This window comes from Salipaludibacillus sp. CF4.18 (genome assembly GCF_051262595.1).
Lineage (GTDB): Bacteria > Bacillota > Bacilli > Bacillales > Salisediminibacteriaceae > Salipaludibacillus > Salipaludibacillus neizhouensis.
In genome coordinates this window covers 41,170-57,727 of sequence record NZ_JBIMEV010000019.1, presented here as the reverse complement: position 1 = coordinate 57,727, position 16,558 = coordinate 41,170, and the positions used below count along the sequence as shown (strand labels likewise).

Genomic DNA, 16,558 nt, shown 5'->3' with positions numbered 1-16,558 from the left:
GTATTTAGCAAATTAATTAAAATTTTTAGGAGGTAGGTCTATCATGTCATTAAAAATTACAGCTGTTTTAGGTGACTATTATCATAATGAAAAGGTATCTTTTAATGCATCGGAAAAGACTGTTCAAATGTTAAATGAAGAAATTGGGGGAGTAGAAATAACGTATATTTCTCCGAATGAACTGATTGAAGACCTGAACAAAAAACCTGATGTGGTCATTTTATTTAAGGAAAATCGCTTAAACCCAGAAGATGATATTGTAACTAATTGGATGGATAAAGACATTGCTTCCGCAATTACTAAGTATGTAGAAAATGGAGGTGGTTGGATAGCCTGGCACTCTGGCATGGCTAAATATGAAAATGTGACCGAATATATTTCCATGCTGCGTGGTCAGTTCAAATATCATGGTGCACATCAAATTGTCGAGTATATCGCCGAACCGGGCTCGGACTTCATTGTTAAAGATAAAACATTCAAATTTTTAGATGAACATTACATGGTAGATTGTGAAGAAGAAAATACGAATGTGTTACTAAGATCGCGTTCTGTTGACGGGGATTCAATTGCAGCCTGGGCTCACGAGTACGGAAATGGGCGCGTCATGTGTATAGCCCCTGCTCATCTTGAAGAAGGATTGTTACACCCAGCCTTTCAAAAAATGATGGTGAACTCATTAAAATGGTGTGCTAGAAAAATCTCATCGTAAAAAGGTTATTTATCAAATTATCGTACAAATACCCGGAATTAGGGTTGGCTGAACAAAATATATATTCACGAATTTTTGAAGTTAATCGTATCCCATAATTGAAACTTTTCAGTTAATTTACCGTCTATATCTTATATAAGTCGAAGGGCGGGAACTGTATGTTAAAAAAGTTAAGTATACAATTTACATTTCTTTTCTTAGTTTTGACTATAGGTGGATGCGGAGCTACTGAGGATCAATCTCCATCAACCACTAACCAAAACTCTGCCTTGGAGGACAGCCAGTTTGTGGAGTACGGTGTTGCTGGGCGTATAATTGAAATAACTGTTAGTGAGGATGAAACTATCCTTGGAACAATTTTAGTCGAAGGTTCTAAGGAAAATGGTGCTACCTATACCGAAGCTCAAGTCACTGTTACATCGGACACTAAAATTTATAAAAATGAGCTTTCAAGTTTTGAAGATTTAACAATGGATATGTATGTGAACGTCTTTTTTCAAGGTGATGTGAAAGAATCTTTTCCAGTTCAAGCAACTGCGAAGCAAATTAACATCATACCCGATGATGCAAAGTAGTCGGGTATGATGGGTTTTGATTTGCCCGATTATTGAAAATGGTTGGAGGAATTGGATAAGAACAACTTCTTAGTTAAATACTATAACTAGGAAGGAGAGAGGCATCGATGAGTCAACAAGAACACTTTGAACACATACACAGATTAATGTCAGAGCTTGAAAATACTTATATGGATTATTGGCAGAAATTTTCAGATTTTAGGACATGGGAATTTTGGGCGGTTTTAGCAACCCTAACTATTCCAATAATTATTTTAATTATCGGAATAGATAAAAGTAAGATATTTCTATTAGGTTTTTTCGGGTATTCAGTGCATATTTTAGCAGCATATACCGACGCGTTAGGCATCAGGAAATTGTGGTGGGATTATCCTCACGTTGTCTTTCCTCAGTTACCCGGGAGTATAAGTATAGATGCATCTTTAATTCCAGTTTATTTTATTTTTCTATATCAATGGTGTTTAAATAAAAATAAGAACTATTGGTTGTATGCATCACTATCGGCAATAGGATTTACATTTATCTTAAAGCCAATCATGATCTCGTTAAATTTATTTCAGATATATACAAATTGGTTTGTATTATTAGCAGCTTATTTGTTTGTCATTTATGGCGCAAAAATAATTACAAATATTTTTATAACATTGTCAACTTCACATACTAATTATCGATAAAATAAGCATGGAATTATTGGCTCTTGTTATTACCGAGCCTTTTTTCTATTGGGGAATTACATTTCGGGGAAAAGAAGTAAAGAGGGAAACTTTGAAGAGTGAAAGGTGATATCCCACTTCAATGTTTGATCGATAAAAGTGTTTAAACGATATTTATTTGGGAATGGATAAAATATAGTTCTGCCTACAGGAGTGATATTTTATGCCAGTTCAAACGAAACGAATTTATGAAGAAGCAAATAGGAGCGATGGCGTCAGAGTTTTAGTAGATCGTGTTTGGCCAAGAGGGGTGTCTAAGGAAGATGCAAAGCTGGATTACTGGATGAAAGAAATAGGTCCTTCCAGCGATTTACGTAAATGGTTTGGACATGACCCTGATAAGTATAATGAATTCAAAAAGAAATATAAACAAGAGCTTGAAGAAGGGGAGCAACAGGAAGAACTTAAAAAATTAAAAGAATTAACAAAGGAGCACAACAAAAATATAACTCTGGTATTCGCAGCAAAAGATGAACAAAATAATCAAGCAAATGTAATCAAAGAAATAGTTGACAGGCAATAAAACAATAGATATGCAGAAACCTCATCAGAAATCACAAGGGTAAAAGTGATTAGAATACGATATAAAATCAGAAATTAAGTGAGGAGAACAGATGAAGCGTAACCGGCAATTAATACTGTTTTTACTACTAGCGATATCATTTTTTGTTTTTGTTTTCTCTGGTATCTCAAGTAGTATAAGATTCCTCTCCCTCATCGTTTATCTAATTACCCTTTTTTCTATTTTATATAGATTGGTATTGGAAAAACGATCTCCCTACAGAACTCTGCTATGGATGTTTGTGCTCTTTTTTATTCCCGTACTCGGATATATTTTCTTTGTCTATTCCGGACAATTAGAAGTGAGAGGACATCTTTTTCGAAATAAAAGAATGCAAGCTAATGAAGAAATTAAAAGCAGGAAATTATTTAAAAATTCTTCCCAATGGAACAACCTTACAGAAACGCAGAAAAGTTTGTCTCAATTAATTGAAAAATTTAGTAATAATCAAATCAGCTTTCATACGTCGTCGAAAGTTTTAAAGAATGGCGATGAAACTTTTCCGGCTATAAAAGACGCTATAAAGCATGCCAAGAGGTACATTCACTTAGAATATTTTACATTTCGATCTGATAAAATTAGTCAGGAGATCGTTGACTTATTATGTAACAAAGCGAAGAATGGTGTTGAAATTCGCTTTATTTATGATGCAGTAGGAAGTTCAATATCTAAGGAAGTATTAGCACAAATGATGGAAGCAAAGATAGATTTTTATGAGTTTTTACCAGTTAAGTTTTCATTTTTTAACCAAAAACTAAATTTCCGAAATCATCGAAAAATTATCGTTGTCGATGGGGAAAAAGGGTTTGTTGGCGGATTAAATGTTGGGGATGAATATCTAGGAAAAGACCCTGAACTTGGCTTTTGGAGAGATACTCATCTTCTTATTAGTGGAGAAGCTATTAAAACACTTCAAGAAATATTTTTATTAGATTGGGCTTTCGTTTCTGGAGATACATTACAAGATTCGGGGTATTTTGAGACAAACTTCGAGGTAGATAATGATGGAGGAGTTCAAATTTTACCGAGTGGTCCTGACGCACCTAGGGAAGATATTATGAGTGATTTATATTTTGAACTTTTGACTTCCGCCAAAAAATCAATTTTAATAACAACCCCATATCTCGTGCCTAATAGAGCGATTCGAACAGCATTGTCCATGGCAAGCTCGAAAGGGATTGATGTAAAAATATTAGTCCCGGAAATAAGTGATAGCGGTTTAGCAAAATACGCAACAAGTTCCTATTTTTCCGAAATGTTGGCGGATAATATTGAGATCTATAAATATAAAAAAGGCTTCCTGCATGAAAAAGTTATTATTATTGATGAACAGTTTGCATCGGTTGGGACAGCAAATCTTGATCTGAGAAGCATGCATTTGAATTTCGAAGTAAACGCATTTCTTTATGAAACGGAGAGCGTGAAAGATCTCGTCGAACATTTTAAAGAGGACTTGCTGGATAGTGACCTCTTAGATCGATCATTTTATGAGAAACGAGGAGCTCTCGAAAAAACGAAAGAATCTTTTGCCCGACTTTTCTCGCCAGTTTTATAAGATACACTGCAAGGGGTCAGACCCGCCATAATTTGGAAGGAACTGCCCCCTAATATTGGGGAGTGACAGCACCTCATATTAAACTAAGTATACGACTGCACCAAAATACTGAAACGTGCATGACATAGAATAATTTCTTTGGAGAAGAATATACCAATTGAGACACTTATCGAATATGTATCCTTTTTTATCAATGTGAACAAAAATCCTGCAAGCCATCCTCAATCCCTTATTCAATGCTTTCACTCCCTTTCTTCGGGTAGTGTGTGCTAAAAATTGGGAATTATGCATGGAATTATCGAAAGGCATATTATTTTCTGGAATCTGAATGAATAAAATCTAAATGGAGGCATTATGCTAGAAGTCCGCAAAGGGGGGGGATTTAAGTGGATTTAAAAAAGATATCCGATTGCTTATTTTTGCATTTTTAAAAATACATTCGTAATTAATTTTGAGAAAGGAAATATGACTAAGAATGTTAAAAACAAATGAAAATAATTAGTACCATGATGAATCTGAAAAAAGTCGTGCATCACTAATATCGGTTTAAATATAAATGATAAAAACAGTGATAATAATAATGAATACAGGTAAAAGTTTTTGTTATTATTAAGTGTCCATTGATAGACCAACATAAATAAAATCGGCATAAAAGCAGCTTCTAAAGATATGTTGCCCGAGAAAAAAGGAACCAGTTCATAAGGATATCCCCAAAAACCTTGTCTCGCTCCCCAAGTATCAAAATAACCAAACCAGACGTGAATATTAAAACCGTAAAAACCTAATAAAAGCATTTTTTTGCGGTCAATTAAAAAATACAAAGCTACTAATGGCCCTATGAAAAAAAGCAGTAAAATAACCCAAAATTGCCAAGTGGCCAAATCAGAATATAAATGCCAATACTCTGTTTCTAAGCCGGTTAGTTGCTCTTTTAAGGATTTTACTTCGTGATACGATTTAAGTTGCTCTTTGTCCAATTAGGCTCACACCTCTCTAGTATTGTTGGTATAGATTTCCCAAATCTTTCAACAATATGTGTTTTCGAAGCAGGAGTCAAACGATGCTATTGAAATAAACAGCAATATCTTTTTGAAATAATGCAGAATAAATGATATTAAATCACCTTATTGAGAGCACACTAATTTCAAAGGGGTGCTTTCATGTTTAAATTGGAAAAAAATCTTTTATCTGCTATTTTCATTATTAATTTAATCCTAGTAATACCGATTATTACGCGTAAGAAACCAATAAAAGTGTGGATACTTCTTTATGTTTACAATGCTGTTACTAACGTATTAAAAGACAAGGTTCTTGTAAAACGTGAAATAGTCAAGTATCCAGTACGTATTTTTCCAAATGTATTTAGAATCCATGTCTTATTTGATTTATTTGTTTATCCAACAATTACGGTACTTTTTAACCAAATGACGATGAAAGATAAACCTTTGGGCATTTTAGTAAAGCTTTTTTCTTTTATTATTCCAATGATTGTCGTTGAATATTGGGCAGTGAGGAAAACCAAATTAATTACCTGGTGTAAAGGTTGGAAGCTACACCATTCTTTTATTGGTTTAACATTGGCAACCCTTCACTCACGATTGCTGTTAGGATTTTTAAAACGAAAATTGTGGAGGGATGAAGAATGGGATTCATGATTTCATTTTGGTAAAAGGTTCTACATAGTTTTGGGTAAGACTCAGAGCATTTTTAGGAGTTTTCAAAAACAAAGTTCAGTGTCAAGCGAGGAAACAGAGTAATATATCTTGAAGATTTTTTTGGGCTGTTTTCGTAAACTGAAATCTTTTTTGAAAAGAAAATTGAAGAAGCAAAAGGTGGAGAGACTTCACCGGGAAAAAATAGATGAAGTCCTTTACCGAGTAAGCTGAAGAAGTGTCCTCGGAAAATAACCCTGCAGCAAATTCAAGGGGACTCTTAGTTCTAACTAAACAACAATTTTAAAGAAAACAGCCTATTTTAAAAATCTACAAAACGTTAATAATGTCATTTTCAAATGATTTTGGTTTGTCCTTTGGGGCATATCTCTTGATAAGAGAACCTTCTTTATCAACCAGAAACTTCGTAAAGTTCCATTTAATGTTCTTACCAAAAAAACCCTTACTATTTTCTGTTAAGTATCGAAATAATGGTTCCGCCTCTTTGCCATTAACTTGGATCAAGTTGTGCATCGGAAAGGTAACACCGTAACTCATCAGGCACGACTGTTCAGCTTCTGCTGAATTATTAACTTCCTGTCCAAATTGGTCCGAGGGGAAGCCAAGAACAATAAATCCCTGGTCTTTATAACTCTTATACAATTCCTCCAGATCATCAAACTGATCTTTTAGACCACATTTCGTGGCAGTATTAACAATTAGCATTGTTTTTCCTTTATATTCATTTAATGAATAGGATTCTCCATTCGATTTTGTGACAGTAATGTCATAAATACTCATGTAAATATCACTCCTTTGCTTTGGTTATCTGTCTCACAAGTCCATTGTTCGAAAAAATGCATTTAAACTCTTTAAATTTTTCATTAAAGTTACTGGACTCACATCCATGAAGTTGCAGTTCGTCAGTTTTTCAACAATGGCCTGTTCTATTAACCCGTGATCAGTTTTTGCTGATTCGGTTAATGAGATAACAGAGGCACGTTTGTCTTTTGTGGATTGCTCCTTTGTAAGTCGTCCATTTGCAATCATCCGGTTAATAATCGGATGGAGTGTTCCAATACCTAGACCAAGACGATCCCCGATATCTTTCATTACTAAATGATCTTCTTCCCACAAGACAACTAGCACTAAATATTGAGAAAAAGTAAGATTGAAGGGACTAAGCACTCGTGAATACATTTTCGTGAAATTGCTCGATGCTTTGTAAACTTCAAAGCAAAGTTGCTGATCTAATTTTAACGATTCATACATTTCATCACACCTAGGTTTGTTATATTACAACAATCTCTACGTCGATGGAGTCCTTGACCGCTTTGGAATAAGGGCAATGATGGTGGGCTTTTTCGACATATTGATGTTTTTGATCTTCATCAATTCCGTCGATACTAACTTCTAGTTTTACCGCCAATTTTAAACCGCCGTTGTCAGTGTCTCTAACGAGAGAAACTGTTGGTCTGACTTCGCTTTTTTCAATTTCAATCTTATCACCTTCCAACAGGGATTCCAATGCACTATTGAAGCATGCACCATATCCAGCAGCAAATAACTGCTCAGGATTGGTAGCGGTCGTAACTTTTCCTCCAAGAGCTTTTGGTTTTTGCTACTTCCAATTGAAATTCTTGATCCTCTGAATATACAATACCTTCTCTTCCACCCGTGTTAATAATTGTCGTTTCGTATAAAGTTCTCATTGGTAGTATTCCTCCAGTCATTTATATCTTACACGATCTATGTTACGATATATCGTGTAAGATGTAAATTAAAAGGCTCACTAAGAAAAACGCGTAGCGTAAAGATAGCTGTAAACTTATAAATTCTTATCTTGTAAGAAAACCGCATAGCCGTCTTTTATTACCTGAAACACCAGGTTAATGTGGCAATGCAGTTTCTTTGACCTATTTGTTTATGTAGTGTTACGCTTCTCAGCGAAAAGCAAAAAGAACAGATCCAAAAAGGAGGAATTTTAATGGAACCATTTACTCAAAAAGAAATTCACTTGGTCAATCGACCAGAAGGTATGCCTTCAAAAGAAGATTTTGAATTTAGAGAAAAAGAACTTTCTTCTCTTCAAGAAAATGAAGTTTTGTTGAAAACACTATACCTATCCGTTGACCCTTACATGCGCGGTCGCATGAAAGATGTAAAATCGTATATAGCTCCGTTCCAATTAAATGAAGCAATTACAGGTGGGGTTCTCGCTGAAGTTATAGAATCACGTTCTGCTTCTTTTAAACAAGGAGATATTGTTAACGCCAACCTTAACTGGGCAGAATATAACGTAGCAAATGAAAACTCAGTTCGGAAAGTTGATCCATCAGTTGCTCCAATCACAACCACTTTAGGTATACTAGGTCTGACAGGCTTAACCGCTTATTTTGGTTTGCTAGATATTGGTAAACCTCAGCCAGGTGAAACCGTCGTCGTTTCCGGTGCAGCGGGAGCAGTCGGATCCGTGGTAGGTCAAATTGCGAAGATCAAGGGAACTAAAGTAGTCGGAATTGCAGGCTCTAATGAAAAAATAGATTATCTATTAAATGAACTCGGTTTTGATGCCGCAGTCAATTATAAAAAAGATAGCTTTAAGGAAGATTTAGAGAAAGCGTTACCGAACGGTGTCGATGTTTATTTTGACAATGTCGGAGGAGATGTATCTGATGCTGTTATTGAACAACTCAATAATAAAGCGAGAATCTCCTTGTGCGGAAGTATTTCCTCATATAATACAGAAGGGGAAGACATTGGCCCTCGCATGCAATGGAAATTCATCAAAACAAGCTCGATGATGAAAGGTTTTACACTTGGGGACTATGCTCAAGACTTCCCAACAGGTGCTGTACAGCTGGCTAAATGGCTGGCAGAAGGCAAGTTGAAATATGAAGAGACAATCGTAGACGGTTTTGAAAATACACCTGAAGCGTTCTTTGGTTTATTCAAAGGAACGAACATAGGCAAACAATTAGTTAAAGTAGCGGATCCTGAATTCGCAAAACTATAAATTTACGGTATGAATTTAGATGGATGTGACAAAGGTCTTTTAGCCTTCTATCGCATCTTTTTTTTCTTTAAATGAATAACTTGGGTGGGGAAACACGCCAGCGGAAAAGCATGAACATTTCGTTTTATGAAAAATCTAGTATACTTGGTATACATTCACTTTTCCAAAACTAAACTTAGTATAGAAAAGGGGTAATCGGTATGTATGAGCTGAAAACGAAAGAAAACGATAAAAGTGTATTGGCGTTTATTGAAAAAGTCGACAGTAAAACGAAACAAGAAGATGCTTTCCGGCTGTTGGACATTTTCACGGAAACGACAGGTTACCAAGCAAAGATGTGGGGAGAGAGTATCATTGGATTTGGTACCTATCATTATAAATATAAATCGGGGCATGAAGGTGATGCGCCTTTAGTTGGTTTTTCACCTCGAAAAGCTAAAATTAGTTTATATTTTGCAACTGGAGATACACTACGAGAGGATTTATTAAAAGATTTTGGAAAACATACAACTGGGAAGGCGTGTGTTTATATTAATAAGGTTGCAGATATTGATGTTGATGTGTTAAAAGCTCTAATTACTCAATCTGTCACGTTTTTGAATGAAACCTATCCTAAAAATAAAGCTTAGAAAAGAAAGATTACATGTCTCAAGCAACGGAAAGCCTTTTTTGAGAGTCTAAATCTATATTATTTGAGAGGAGTTTTTACATGAATGCTTTTAATTCAAGACAGGAAGTTCCGGAAAAAGAAAAATGGAATTTAAACGATATTTATTCTTCACTTGAGGAATGGGAGCAGGACTACGACAAAATAGAAAAACTAACAGAAGAACTACATACATTTGATGGAAAGATTGAAGACGGCAATGATCTCTATGATTATTTGCACAAAGAGGAAATCGTCGAGTCATTGTTTGGGAAAGTATTTGTATTTGCAAAACTGAGCGGTGATATCGACACAAGGGAAACATTAGCGCAATCGTTAACGGAAAAAGCTAGTCAACTTGGTGTGAAAATTAGCGCGGCCACGTCCTTTTTTACTCCGTTCCTTTTAGGATTAGATAAGAGTACACTTGAAAGCTTTCTACGCGAAGATTCACGCTTAGATTATTTTAAAGAAGATTTGTACGATGCTTTTCGTTATAAAGAGCATGTTCTGAGCAAAGAAAAAGAAGAACTTTTATCTCAATTGGGGGAAACATTATCTTCTCCAAGTCGCACGTTTGGAATGATCAACAATGCAGATATTAAGTTTGGCGAAGTGACAGATGAAGATGGCAATAAAAAAGAACTTACTCGCGGTATGTACTCCAAATTGATGGAGGATGAGGACCGCAGTAAGAGGGAAGAAGCTTTCAAAGCTTATTATGTGCCTTATGTACAGCTCAAAAATTCCATCGCTTCGACGCTTTCCTCGGCAATTAAAAATAACGTGACTCTGTCAAAAGTTAGAAGCTATCCTTCTGCGTTGGAGAAATCATTATTTGGAAAAAAGATAACGAAAGAAGTATACATGAACCTAATTCAGACAACAAAAGATAATTTGAAATCCATGTATCGATATACTGAATTACGCAAAGAAACTTTAGGTGTCGAAGAGTTAAAACAATACGATTTAGGGGTGCCGTTAGTAACCGGAGTGAAAGAAGACATTCCTTACGAGGAAGCATATGAAACAATGTTAGATGCTCTTGCTCCACTTGGAAAGGACTATATAGAAGTTTTGAAGGAAATGAAAAATGCCCGTTACATTGATGTCCGGGAAACTCCTGGTAAAAGGTCTGGAGCTTTTAACTTAGGGCTATACGGCATTCATCCATTTATATTATTAAATCATCAGGATGATATTAACAGCTTATTTACGTTAGCACATGAAATGGGTCACGCAATGCATAGTTATTATTCAAACAAACACCAACCTCAAATCACAGCAGGCTATACGATTTTTGTTGCAGAAGTTGCTTCAACAGTAAATGAAGTGCTGTTAATCAATTATTTATTAAAAAATGCAAAAAGTGAAGAATACCGCAAATATTTATTAAATCACTTTATGGACCAGTTTAAAGGAACGTTTTTCACGCAAGTCATGTTCGCTGAATTTGAAATGAAAACTCATGAACGTGCGGAAAACGGGGAGTCCTTAAATGCAGAAGCCTTTAGTGAACTGTATGAAAAACTATTCCAGGAGTATAACGGTGATGCACTCGTTTTACAAGAGGAAACAAAATACGGCTGGGCAAGAATTCCACATTTTTACCGACCTTTTTATGTGTATCAGTACGCAACTGGCTTCGCAGCAGCCATATCGATTGCAAACAAGATTCTGAGCGGCGATGAAGAAGTTCTGGAAAACTATCTTGCATTTTTAAAAAGCGGAAGTTCGGATTATCCAATCGAACTGTTGAAGAAAACTGGAGTCGACTTAACAAGTCCTGAACCTATCGAAGATGCACTCAGCCTTTTCGCTGAGTTAGTAGATGAATTTTCAAAATTATAAATGGTTAATTAGCACCCTGTAGATTGGAATCCTTCTATAGGGTGCTTTACTTTGTATTTTTAGGTGTCCTCGAGTGTTTCCTATGTATAGGCTTAAGTTCCACATTATATGTACTTAAACATGAACGTGTTTATTAAAGAATGAGAAACAGTGAGTGGTATGATATTTATTGCTATTATTAATTCATTTGAAAAAAATGAAACCTGTTTGCTATTTATTCGTCTTAGCAGTAGAAAAGAAAACGGGGTGAGGATAATTTGGATGAATTGGACAGGAATGATCTTGTTCTGTTAGGAGATAAAGATTTATGGCTTGAAGGCATCATGGATCAATATGGAGAAAGGTTGACGAAATTAGCTTATAACTATGTCAAAGATTGGGGTATTGCTGAAGATGTCGTTCAAGATGTATTTATTACCTGCTATAAGCAATTTGATGAGATAGATAAAGTTATTTCATTCAAGGCATGGATTTTCAGGATGACAATTAATAAATGCAAAGATGTTCTAAAAAGTTCTTTTATTAAAAAAATAGTTTTTAATAAAGGTATCTTTGATAGATTATCATCAAGTGTCTTGTCTCCAGAAGGTCTAACCATAAAACGAAACGAGGAAGAAGTATTGTCTAAGTGTATACTTTCCCTTCCAATTAAATATCGGGAAATTATCATTCTATATTATTATGAGGATTTATCCGTTTTGGAAATTAGTGTCATGTTGAAAATGAATGGAAATACGATTAAAACTAGACTGAATCGAGGCAGAGACAGATTGAAAATTAAACTTGAAAGGGGGAGAATTTAGTGGAAGATAAACTTCAAAATTTACGTAAAGCTATGGATTCCACGACTCACAATGGAAAACATTTCACAGAAGTTCAAAAAGCAAAGATCAAACAAAAGATTCGTTCCGTAAAAACTTCAGAAAGTCACGAGCCAAAAAAACATATGGTTTTCGGATTTACTGCTGCTGCGTTAAGTATTCTCGTTTTATTAGTTTCAACAGAATTCATGATAACACCTTCAATTAAAGAGCCTAATGATGGCTCTACTCAAGCACTAATTGATGACTGGGAGATCAGAAATGAGTATGAAGAGAATGGGGAAGTGTTATTTAGTGTATATCCAGATCCTGGACTTTCTGCTGAAAAACCATACGGCTATCTGTTTAACTTTACCGCTCCATTTGACACCTTTGAAGGAAAAGAGTTGGCCATTTATGCAGTTCATAAGGAGACTGGCGAACGGATAACTGTCTTAGCACCAAATAAGGTAGTCAATCCACCCTCTGGTTATTCAAGTTTGGAACGTTTTACGACGAATTTTGCAGTCCCGGCTGGTGGGATTTGGAAGTATGAAGTTTTTGTAGATGATCAATTGTACGGCAATGTTATTGTTTCAGTTAGAGAAAAACAATATGAAGAAAGAGAAGAAGCACCAATCAATAAAGATTGGGAAATCACCCCAACTTTTACCGTGAAGACAGAAAATGGAGAAAGAGTGTTTCAAGGTATTGAAGGAGAAATCGCCTTTATGGAAATGGAATTTAAAGTGGGTCAAGAAGGGAAGACAAGATGGTTCATCTGGGGGGAAGATTTACAAGAAGTTAATCGAGAAAACCTTGTGGTAATTGCTACTCATAAAGACTCACAGGAAGAAAAAGTAGTAATAGATTCGAATCACTGGGAAGTGAGTAATCCTGAATATGAAGATGAAAGTTTTAAGTCGATTTTAGGTGCACAGGCGTCTCAACATGCTGTTTTTTCATTACCATCTTCGGGCCTGTGGAGGTTAGATGCCTATGTTGGTAAAAAACATTATCGAAGTATTATTGTAGAAGTGGAAAAGTAAATGTCTTCATTAAATTCGAAAAATGCGAGGGAAATTCCCTCGCAATTCTATTTACATAATTGATGATATGAGAAATCCGCCAAATGCTCCTGTTAAAACTATAACCCATGGTGGGAGTTTCCAAAACACAAGCATGCTGAATAATATGGCTGCAAAGGCAAAATCTATCGCAGACAAAATGGAACTCGTCCATATTGGTGAATAAAGGGCAGCAATTAATATTCCAACAACCGCTGCGTTCACACCCATTAAGGCAGCTTTGATTTTTGGGTTCTTACGCAACGAATTCCAAAATGGTAAAGTACCTAAAATTAATAGAAAAGCAGGTAAGAAAATAGCAATCGTTGCGAGTATACCACCTTTCCATCCATTGATCATCGCACCAATATATGCGGCAAAAGTGAACAATGGCCCCGGCACCGCTTGGGCAACTCCATACCCCGCGAGGAATTCTTCTTCTGTTAGCCATCCGGTTGGGACGAATTCTCGTTCGAGTAGCGGCAAGACGACGTGCCCACCACCGAAAACAAGAGCACCAGAACGGTAAAAGCTGTCAAACATCGCTATCCAGTTGATGTTAGTCATTTCCCTAAGGATCGGTAATGCAATAAGGAAACCAAAGAATAACGTTAAGGAAATGAAAGCGAAACGATGGGATATAGGGAAATGAACGTCATCTTTTTTTTCATCAATTGGTTGATTTTTATACATAAGAAACCCTAGTAATCCAGCTAGTAAAATAACACCCACTTGTGTAAAGGCAGTTTGCCATAATAAAGTAACTACGATGGCAAAAAGAGCGATTGTTTTCCGTTTAACGTCCGGTGTTAAGTTTTTCGCCATTCCTAAAATGGCATGTGCAACAACTACAACCGCGACAATTTTTAAACCCTGAATCCATCCTGCTTCTGTAAATCCTAAACTGTGAAGCAGAAGAGCAAAAATGATTAGTGCAACGACGGAAGGAAGCGTAAAACCAAGAAATGAGATAATGCCACCTAACACGCCAACTCTCATGACTCCTATTCCAATGCCAACTTGACTGCTTGCCGGGCCAGGGAGGAATTGACATAAGGCTACTAAATCTGCGTAACTCTTTTCGTCCATCCATTTTCTTCTGCGAACGTATTCTTCATGGAAATAACCTAAGTGAGCAATTGGACCACCAAACGATGTGAACCCGAGTCTAGTGGATATCATAAGTATTTCTAATAGTGATTTCAGCTTACGTTCTAGTTGATCTGGCATAGATTCACCTTCTTTGTTTTGCTGTTCTATTTTATATCATACAAAAGTTTTATTCCTGACTTCAACATAAAATGATATATTCTACAGCAATGTCTTGGAGCAAAATATCATGGACAGAAACGTTCATTTTAACAGTATCAGAGTCACTGAGTTCAAACAACGATAACATCAACTATAAATATAAAGTTTCTGTAAAGAGAGGAAAAGGGGTCAGCCCCCCCATATATTGGATGTTCAGGATTCCCTGATGCTAGAATTTTGAATTTGCTTTGACGTAAGGTTGTGGAACAAATATGATAAAAGAAAAAGTACTGGTTGAGAATTGAAACCAAGGTAGGGTGTTAGAATGAAAATTTTATTGGTAGAAGATGACAAAACGATTGCGTCTGGATTAGAATATTCTCTAAAGCAGGACAATTATGAAACGCTGCTTTGTCCGAATGCTGCCTCTGCGAAAAAAGTAATCAGTGAACAATTGGCAGAGATTGATTTATGTTTATTTGATTTGTCGTTACCAGATGGCAGTGGTTATGACTTGTGTGCGTTAGTCAAAAAGCAATGGACATACCAGTCATTTTTTTAACGGCATTCGATGATGAAGTAAATGTGGTGATGGGGCTTGATATGGGAGCGGATGATTACATTTTCCGAATAAGAGAGTTACTATCACGGATGAAGTCGGTGTTACGTCGCTATAACAAGCAAATACACGCTCAACCTAAAACAATCATTGATATAGATCATATTCAAATTAACACGCTCGAGGGAAAAGTCTATAAACATGGTGAGGAAGTGTTGATGACAGCATTGGAATATCGACTTTTACTCATTTTTGCGAGTCATATTGGACAAGTTCTTACAAGAAACCAACTTTTAGAACGAATTTGGGATGTTGCCGGAGACTTTGTCAACGATAATACACTTACTGTCTATATCAAACGATTACGGGATAAACTTGAAGATCATCCGCAAACCCCGACGCTTATAAAAACAGTACGTGGGATGGGTTACAAGGTAGGTGATTAATATGTTACGTAATAGAGAAATTCAACGGCTTATGCTTATCCTGATAGTGATCAGTTTGCTAGCAACGATTTTAGCAACGATAATTGTATCAATACCAGCAGCTGTTACCGTCTTAATCACGTCTATTCTTCTTATCACCTGCTGCCTTTGTTTCACAAGCTGGCGCTATCGTGAAATAGAGAAACTATCCAGTTATTTACACCGCATTAGTAATGGCGAATACAGCCTGGATATTCGTGATAATCAAGAGGGTGAACTTAGCATTTTAAAAAATGATATATATAAGGTGACATTGAGGCTTTCGGAACTAGGATCGAAATTAGAAGAGGATAAAATAAAGTTAACAAACGCCATTTCCGATATTTCACATCAGCTAAAAACACCACTGACATCGATGATGATGATGGCGGATTTATTAAGTGATCCTAATCTCCAAGAAGCAAAGAGAGAAGAGTTCAAACATAACATTCGTCTCCAATTGGAAAGGATAGAATGGCTGGTGTCATCTTTATTGAAACTGTCAAAAATAGATGCGGGAACTGCTCCATTTAAAAAAGAAAACGTTTCCGTCCAAACGCTGATTGAAAAAGCTATTGAACCTGTGTTAATCCCGATGGATATCAAGCAACAAACATTAGATGTCGATCAAGACGAGACGATTTTCTTTGTTGGAGATCTAAAATGGACGACAGAGGCAGTGATTAATATATTAAAAAATTGTGTCGAGCACAGCCAAGAAGGCGGAACGATTAAACTTTCATTTTCAGAAAATGCACTATTCACAGAAATAGTCATTGAAGACAATGGGATTGGTATACCAAAGGAAGATCTTCCTTATATTTTTAAACGGTTTTACAAAGGGAAAAATGCAGGAGATGATAGTGTTGGAATCGGACTTGCGATGGCTTACAGCATTATCACACGTCAACAGGGAGACATTGAAGTTACTAGTGAGAAAGGTAGAGGGACTCGCTTTAAAATTAAGTTTTATAAACAAATCATTTAATAATTTTCCGCGGAAAACTGGTGCATAGAGCGATCGAGTCTCTCTCTTTGAAGTAAAACAACAGCTTTTACAAAGGCCTCTGAAACAAATTGTAGTGTAGTTTAGGTTAAGTGACTAAACTGTCACAATCGAGTCACGTGAAAGTCACTT

16 protein-coding genes and 2 pseudogenes are annotated in these 16,558 nt (G+C 36.0%); 13 read left to right on the top strand and 5 right to left on the bottom strand.

Annotated elements, in window-relative coordinates:
• Positions 1–43 precede the first annotated feature (43 nt).
• The 5 genes from ACHABW_RS13175 to cls all read left to right on the top strand — a co-directional run bounded on the left by ACHABW_RS13175 (position 44) and on the right by cls (position 4,114).
• Positions 44–709, top strand: coding sequence for a ThuA domain-containing protein (locus ACHABW_RS13175; protein ID WP_435755741.1), 666 nt, complete (start codon positions 44–46; stop codon positions 707–709).
• A gap of 158 nt (positions 710–867) precedes the next feature.
• Positions 868–1,284, top strand: coding sequence for a DUF3221 domain-containing protein (locus ACHABW_RS13170; RefSeq protein ID WP_435755740.1), 417 nt, complete (start codon positions 868–870; stop codon positions 1,282–1,284).
• 107 nt (positions 1,285–1,391) lie between these two features.
• Entirely contained in the window at positions 1,392–1,958 is a 567-nt protein-coding gene (locus ACHABW_RS13165) for a CBO0543 family protein (RefSeq protein WP_435755739.1), read from the top strand.
• Positions 1,959–2,160: 202 nt separating this feature from the next.
• Positions 2,161–2,520, top strand: coding sequence for a DUF488 domain-containing protein (locus tag ACHABW_RS13160; protein WP_435755738.1), 360 nt, complete (start codon positions 2,161–2,163; stop codon positions 2,518–2,520).
• 91 nt (positions 2,521–2,611) lie between these two features.
• Complete coding sequence (cls, locus tag ACHABW_RS13155; protein ID WP_435755737.1) at positions 2,612–4,114, top strand: cardiolipin synthase; 1,503 nt, start codon at positions 2,612–2,614, stop codon at positions 4,112–4,114.
• Positions 4,115–4,527: 413 nt separating this feature from the next.
• On the opposite strand, the gene ACHABW_RS13150 is transcribed toward cls, so the two are convergent.
• A complete protein-coding gene (locus tag ACHABW_RS13150) occupies positions 4,528–5,091 on the bottom strand; it encodes a CBO0543 family protein (RefSeq protein ID WP_435755736.1) in 564 nt (187 codons plus the stop codon).
• Positions 5,092–5,274: 183 nt separating this feature from the next.
• On the opposite strand from ACHABW_RS13150, the gene ACHABW_RS13145 reads away from it, so the two are divergent.
• Positions 5,275–5,769, top strand: coding sequence for a CBO0543 family protein (locus tag ACHABW_RS13145; protein WP_435755735.1), 495 nt, complete (start codon positions 5,275–5,277; stop codon positions 5,767–5,769).
• Positions 5,770–6,096: 327 nt separating this feature from the next.
• On the opposite strand, the gene ACHABW_RS13140 is transcribed toward ACHABW_RS13145, so the two are convergent.
• The 3 genes and pseudogenes from ACHABW_RS13140 to ACHABW_RS13130 all read right to left on the bottom strand — a co-directional run bounded on the left by ACHABW_RS13140 (position 6,097) and on the right by ACHABW_RS13130 (position 7,478).
• Positions 6,097–6,567, bottom strand: coding sequence for a glutathione peroxidase (locus tag ACHABW_RS13140; RefSeq protein ID WP_435755734.1), 471 nt, complete (start codon positions 6,565–6,567; stop codon positions 6,097–6,099).
• Between the two features lie 33 nt (positions 6,568–6,600).
• Positions 6,601–7,038 (bottom strand): MarR family winged helix-turn-helix transcriptional regulator, encoded by a 438-nt coding sequence (locus ACHABW_RS13135; RefSeq protein WP_435755733.1) that lies wholly within the window; start codon positions 7,036–7,038, stop codon positions 6,601–6,603.
• Positions 7,039–7,057: 19 nt separating this feature from the next.
• A pseudogene (locus tag ACHABW_RS13130) lies at positions 7,058–7,478 on the bottom strand (Ohr family peroxiredoxin).
• 275 nt (positions 7,479–7,753) lie between these two features.
• On the opposite strand from ACHABW_RS13130, the gene ACHABW_RS13125 reads away from it, so the two are divergent.
• The 5 genes from ACHABW_RS13125 to ACHABW_RS13105 all read left to right on the top strand — a co-directional run bounded on the left by ACHABW_RS13125 (position 7,754) and on the right by ACHABW_RS13105 (position 13,128).
• Positions 7,754–8,782 carry an NADP-dependent oxidoreductase gene (locus ACHABW_RS13125; RefSeq protein ID WP_435755732.1) on the top strand — a complete coding sequence of 343 codons (1,029 nt, stop codon included), beginning with the start codon at positions 7,754–7,756 and terminating at the stop codon, positions 8,780–8,782.
• Positions 8,783–8,982: 200 nt separating this feature from the next.
• The gene (locus ACHABW_RS13120) at positions 8,983–9,411 is read left to right on the top strand and encodes a DUF1801 domain-containing protein (RefSeq protein ID WP_435755731.1); all 429 of its coding nucleotides are present in this window, start codon (positions 8,983–8,985) and stop codon (positions 9,409–9,411) included.
• An 80-nt stretch (positions 9,412–9,491) separates the two neighbouring features.
• Positions 9,492–11,279 carry an oligoendopeptidase F gene (gene pepF, locus ACHABW_RS13115; RefSeq protein ID WP_435755730.1) on the top strand — a complete coding sequence of 596 codons (1,788 nt, stop codon included), beginning with the start codon at positions 9,492–9,494 and terminating at the stop codon, positions 11,277–11,279.
• Between the two features lie 257 nt (positions 11,280–11,536).
• Positions 11,537–12,082 carry a sigma-70 family RNA polymerase sigma factor gene (locus ACHABW_RS13110; protein ID WP_435755729.1) on the top strand — a complete coding sequence of 182 codons (546 nt, stop codon included), beginning with the start codon at positions 11,537–11,539 and terminating at the stop codon, positions 12,080–12,082.
• Entirely contained in the window at positions 12,082–13,128 is a 1,047-nt protein-coding gene (locus ACHABW_RS13105; RefSeq protein WP_435755728.1) for a DUF4871 domain-containing protein, read from the top strand. Before ACHABW_RS13110 ends, ACHABW_RS13105 begins: the two co-directional genes overlap by 1 nt.
• A 51-nt stretch (positions 13,129–13,179) precedes the next feature.
• On the opposite strand, the gene ACHABW_RS13100 is transcribed toward ACHABW_RS13105, so the two are convergent.
• Positions 13,180–14,376, bottom strand: a complete 1,197-nt coding sequence (locus tag ACHABW_RS13100; protein WP_435755727.1) for a chromate transporter — start codon at positions 14,374–14,376, stop codon at positions 13,180–13,182.
• A gap of 346 nt (positions 14,377–14,722) precedes the next feature.
• Between ACHABW_RS13100 and ACHABW_RS13095 the strand changes: the two are divergent.
• Together ACHABW_RS13095 and ACHABW_RS13090 are read left to right on the top strand one after the other, a co-directional pair.
• A pseudogene (locus ACHABW_RS13095) lies at positions 14,723–15,402 on the top strand (response regulator transcription factor).
• Position 15,403: 1 nt separating this feature from the next.
• Complete coding sequence (locus ACHABW_RS13090; protein WP_435755726.1) at positions 15,404–16,408, top strand: sensor histidine kinase; 1,005 nt, start codon at positions 15,404–15,406, stop codon at positions 16,406–16,408.
• The last annotated feature ends 150 nt before the right edge of the window (positions 16,409–16,558 follow it).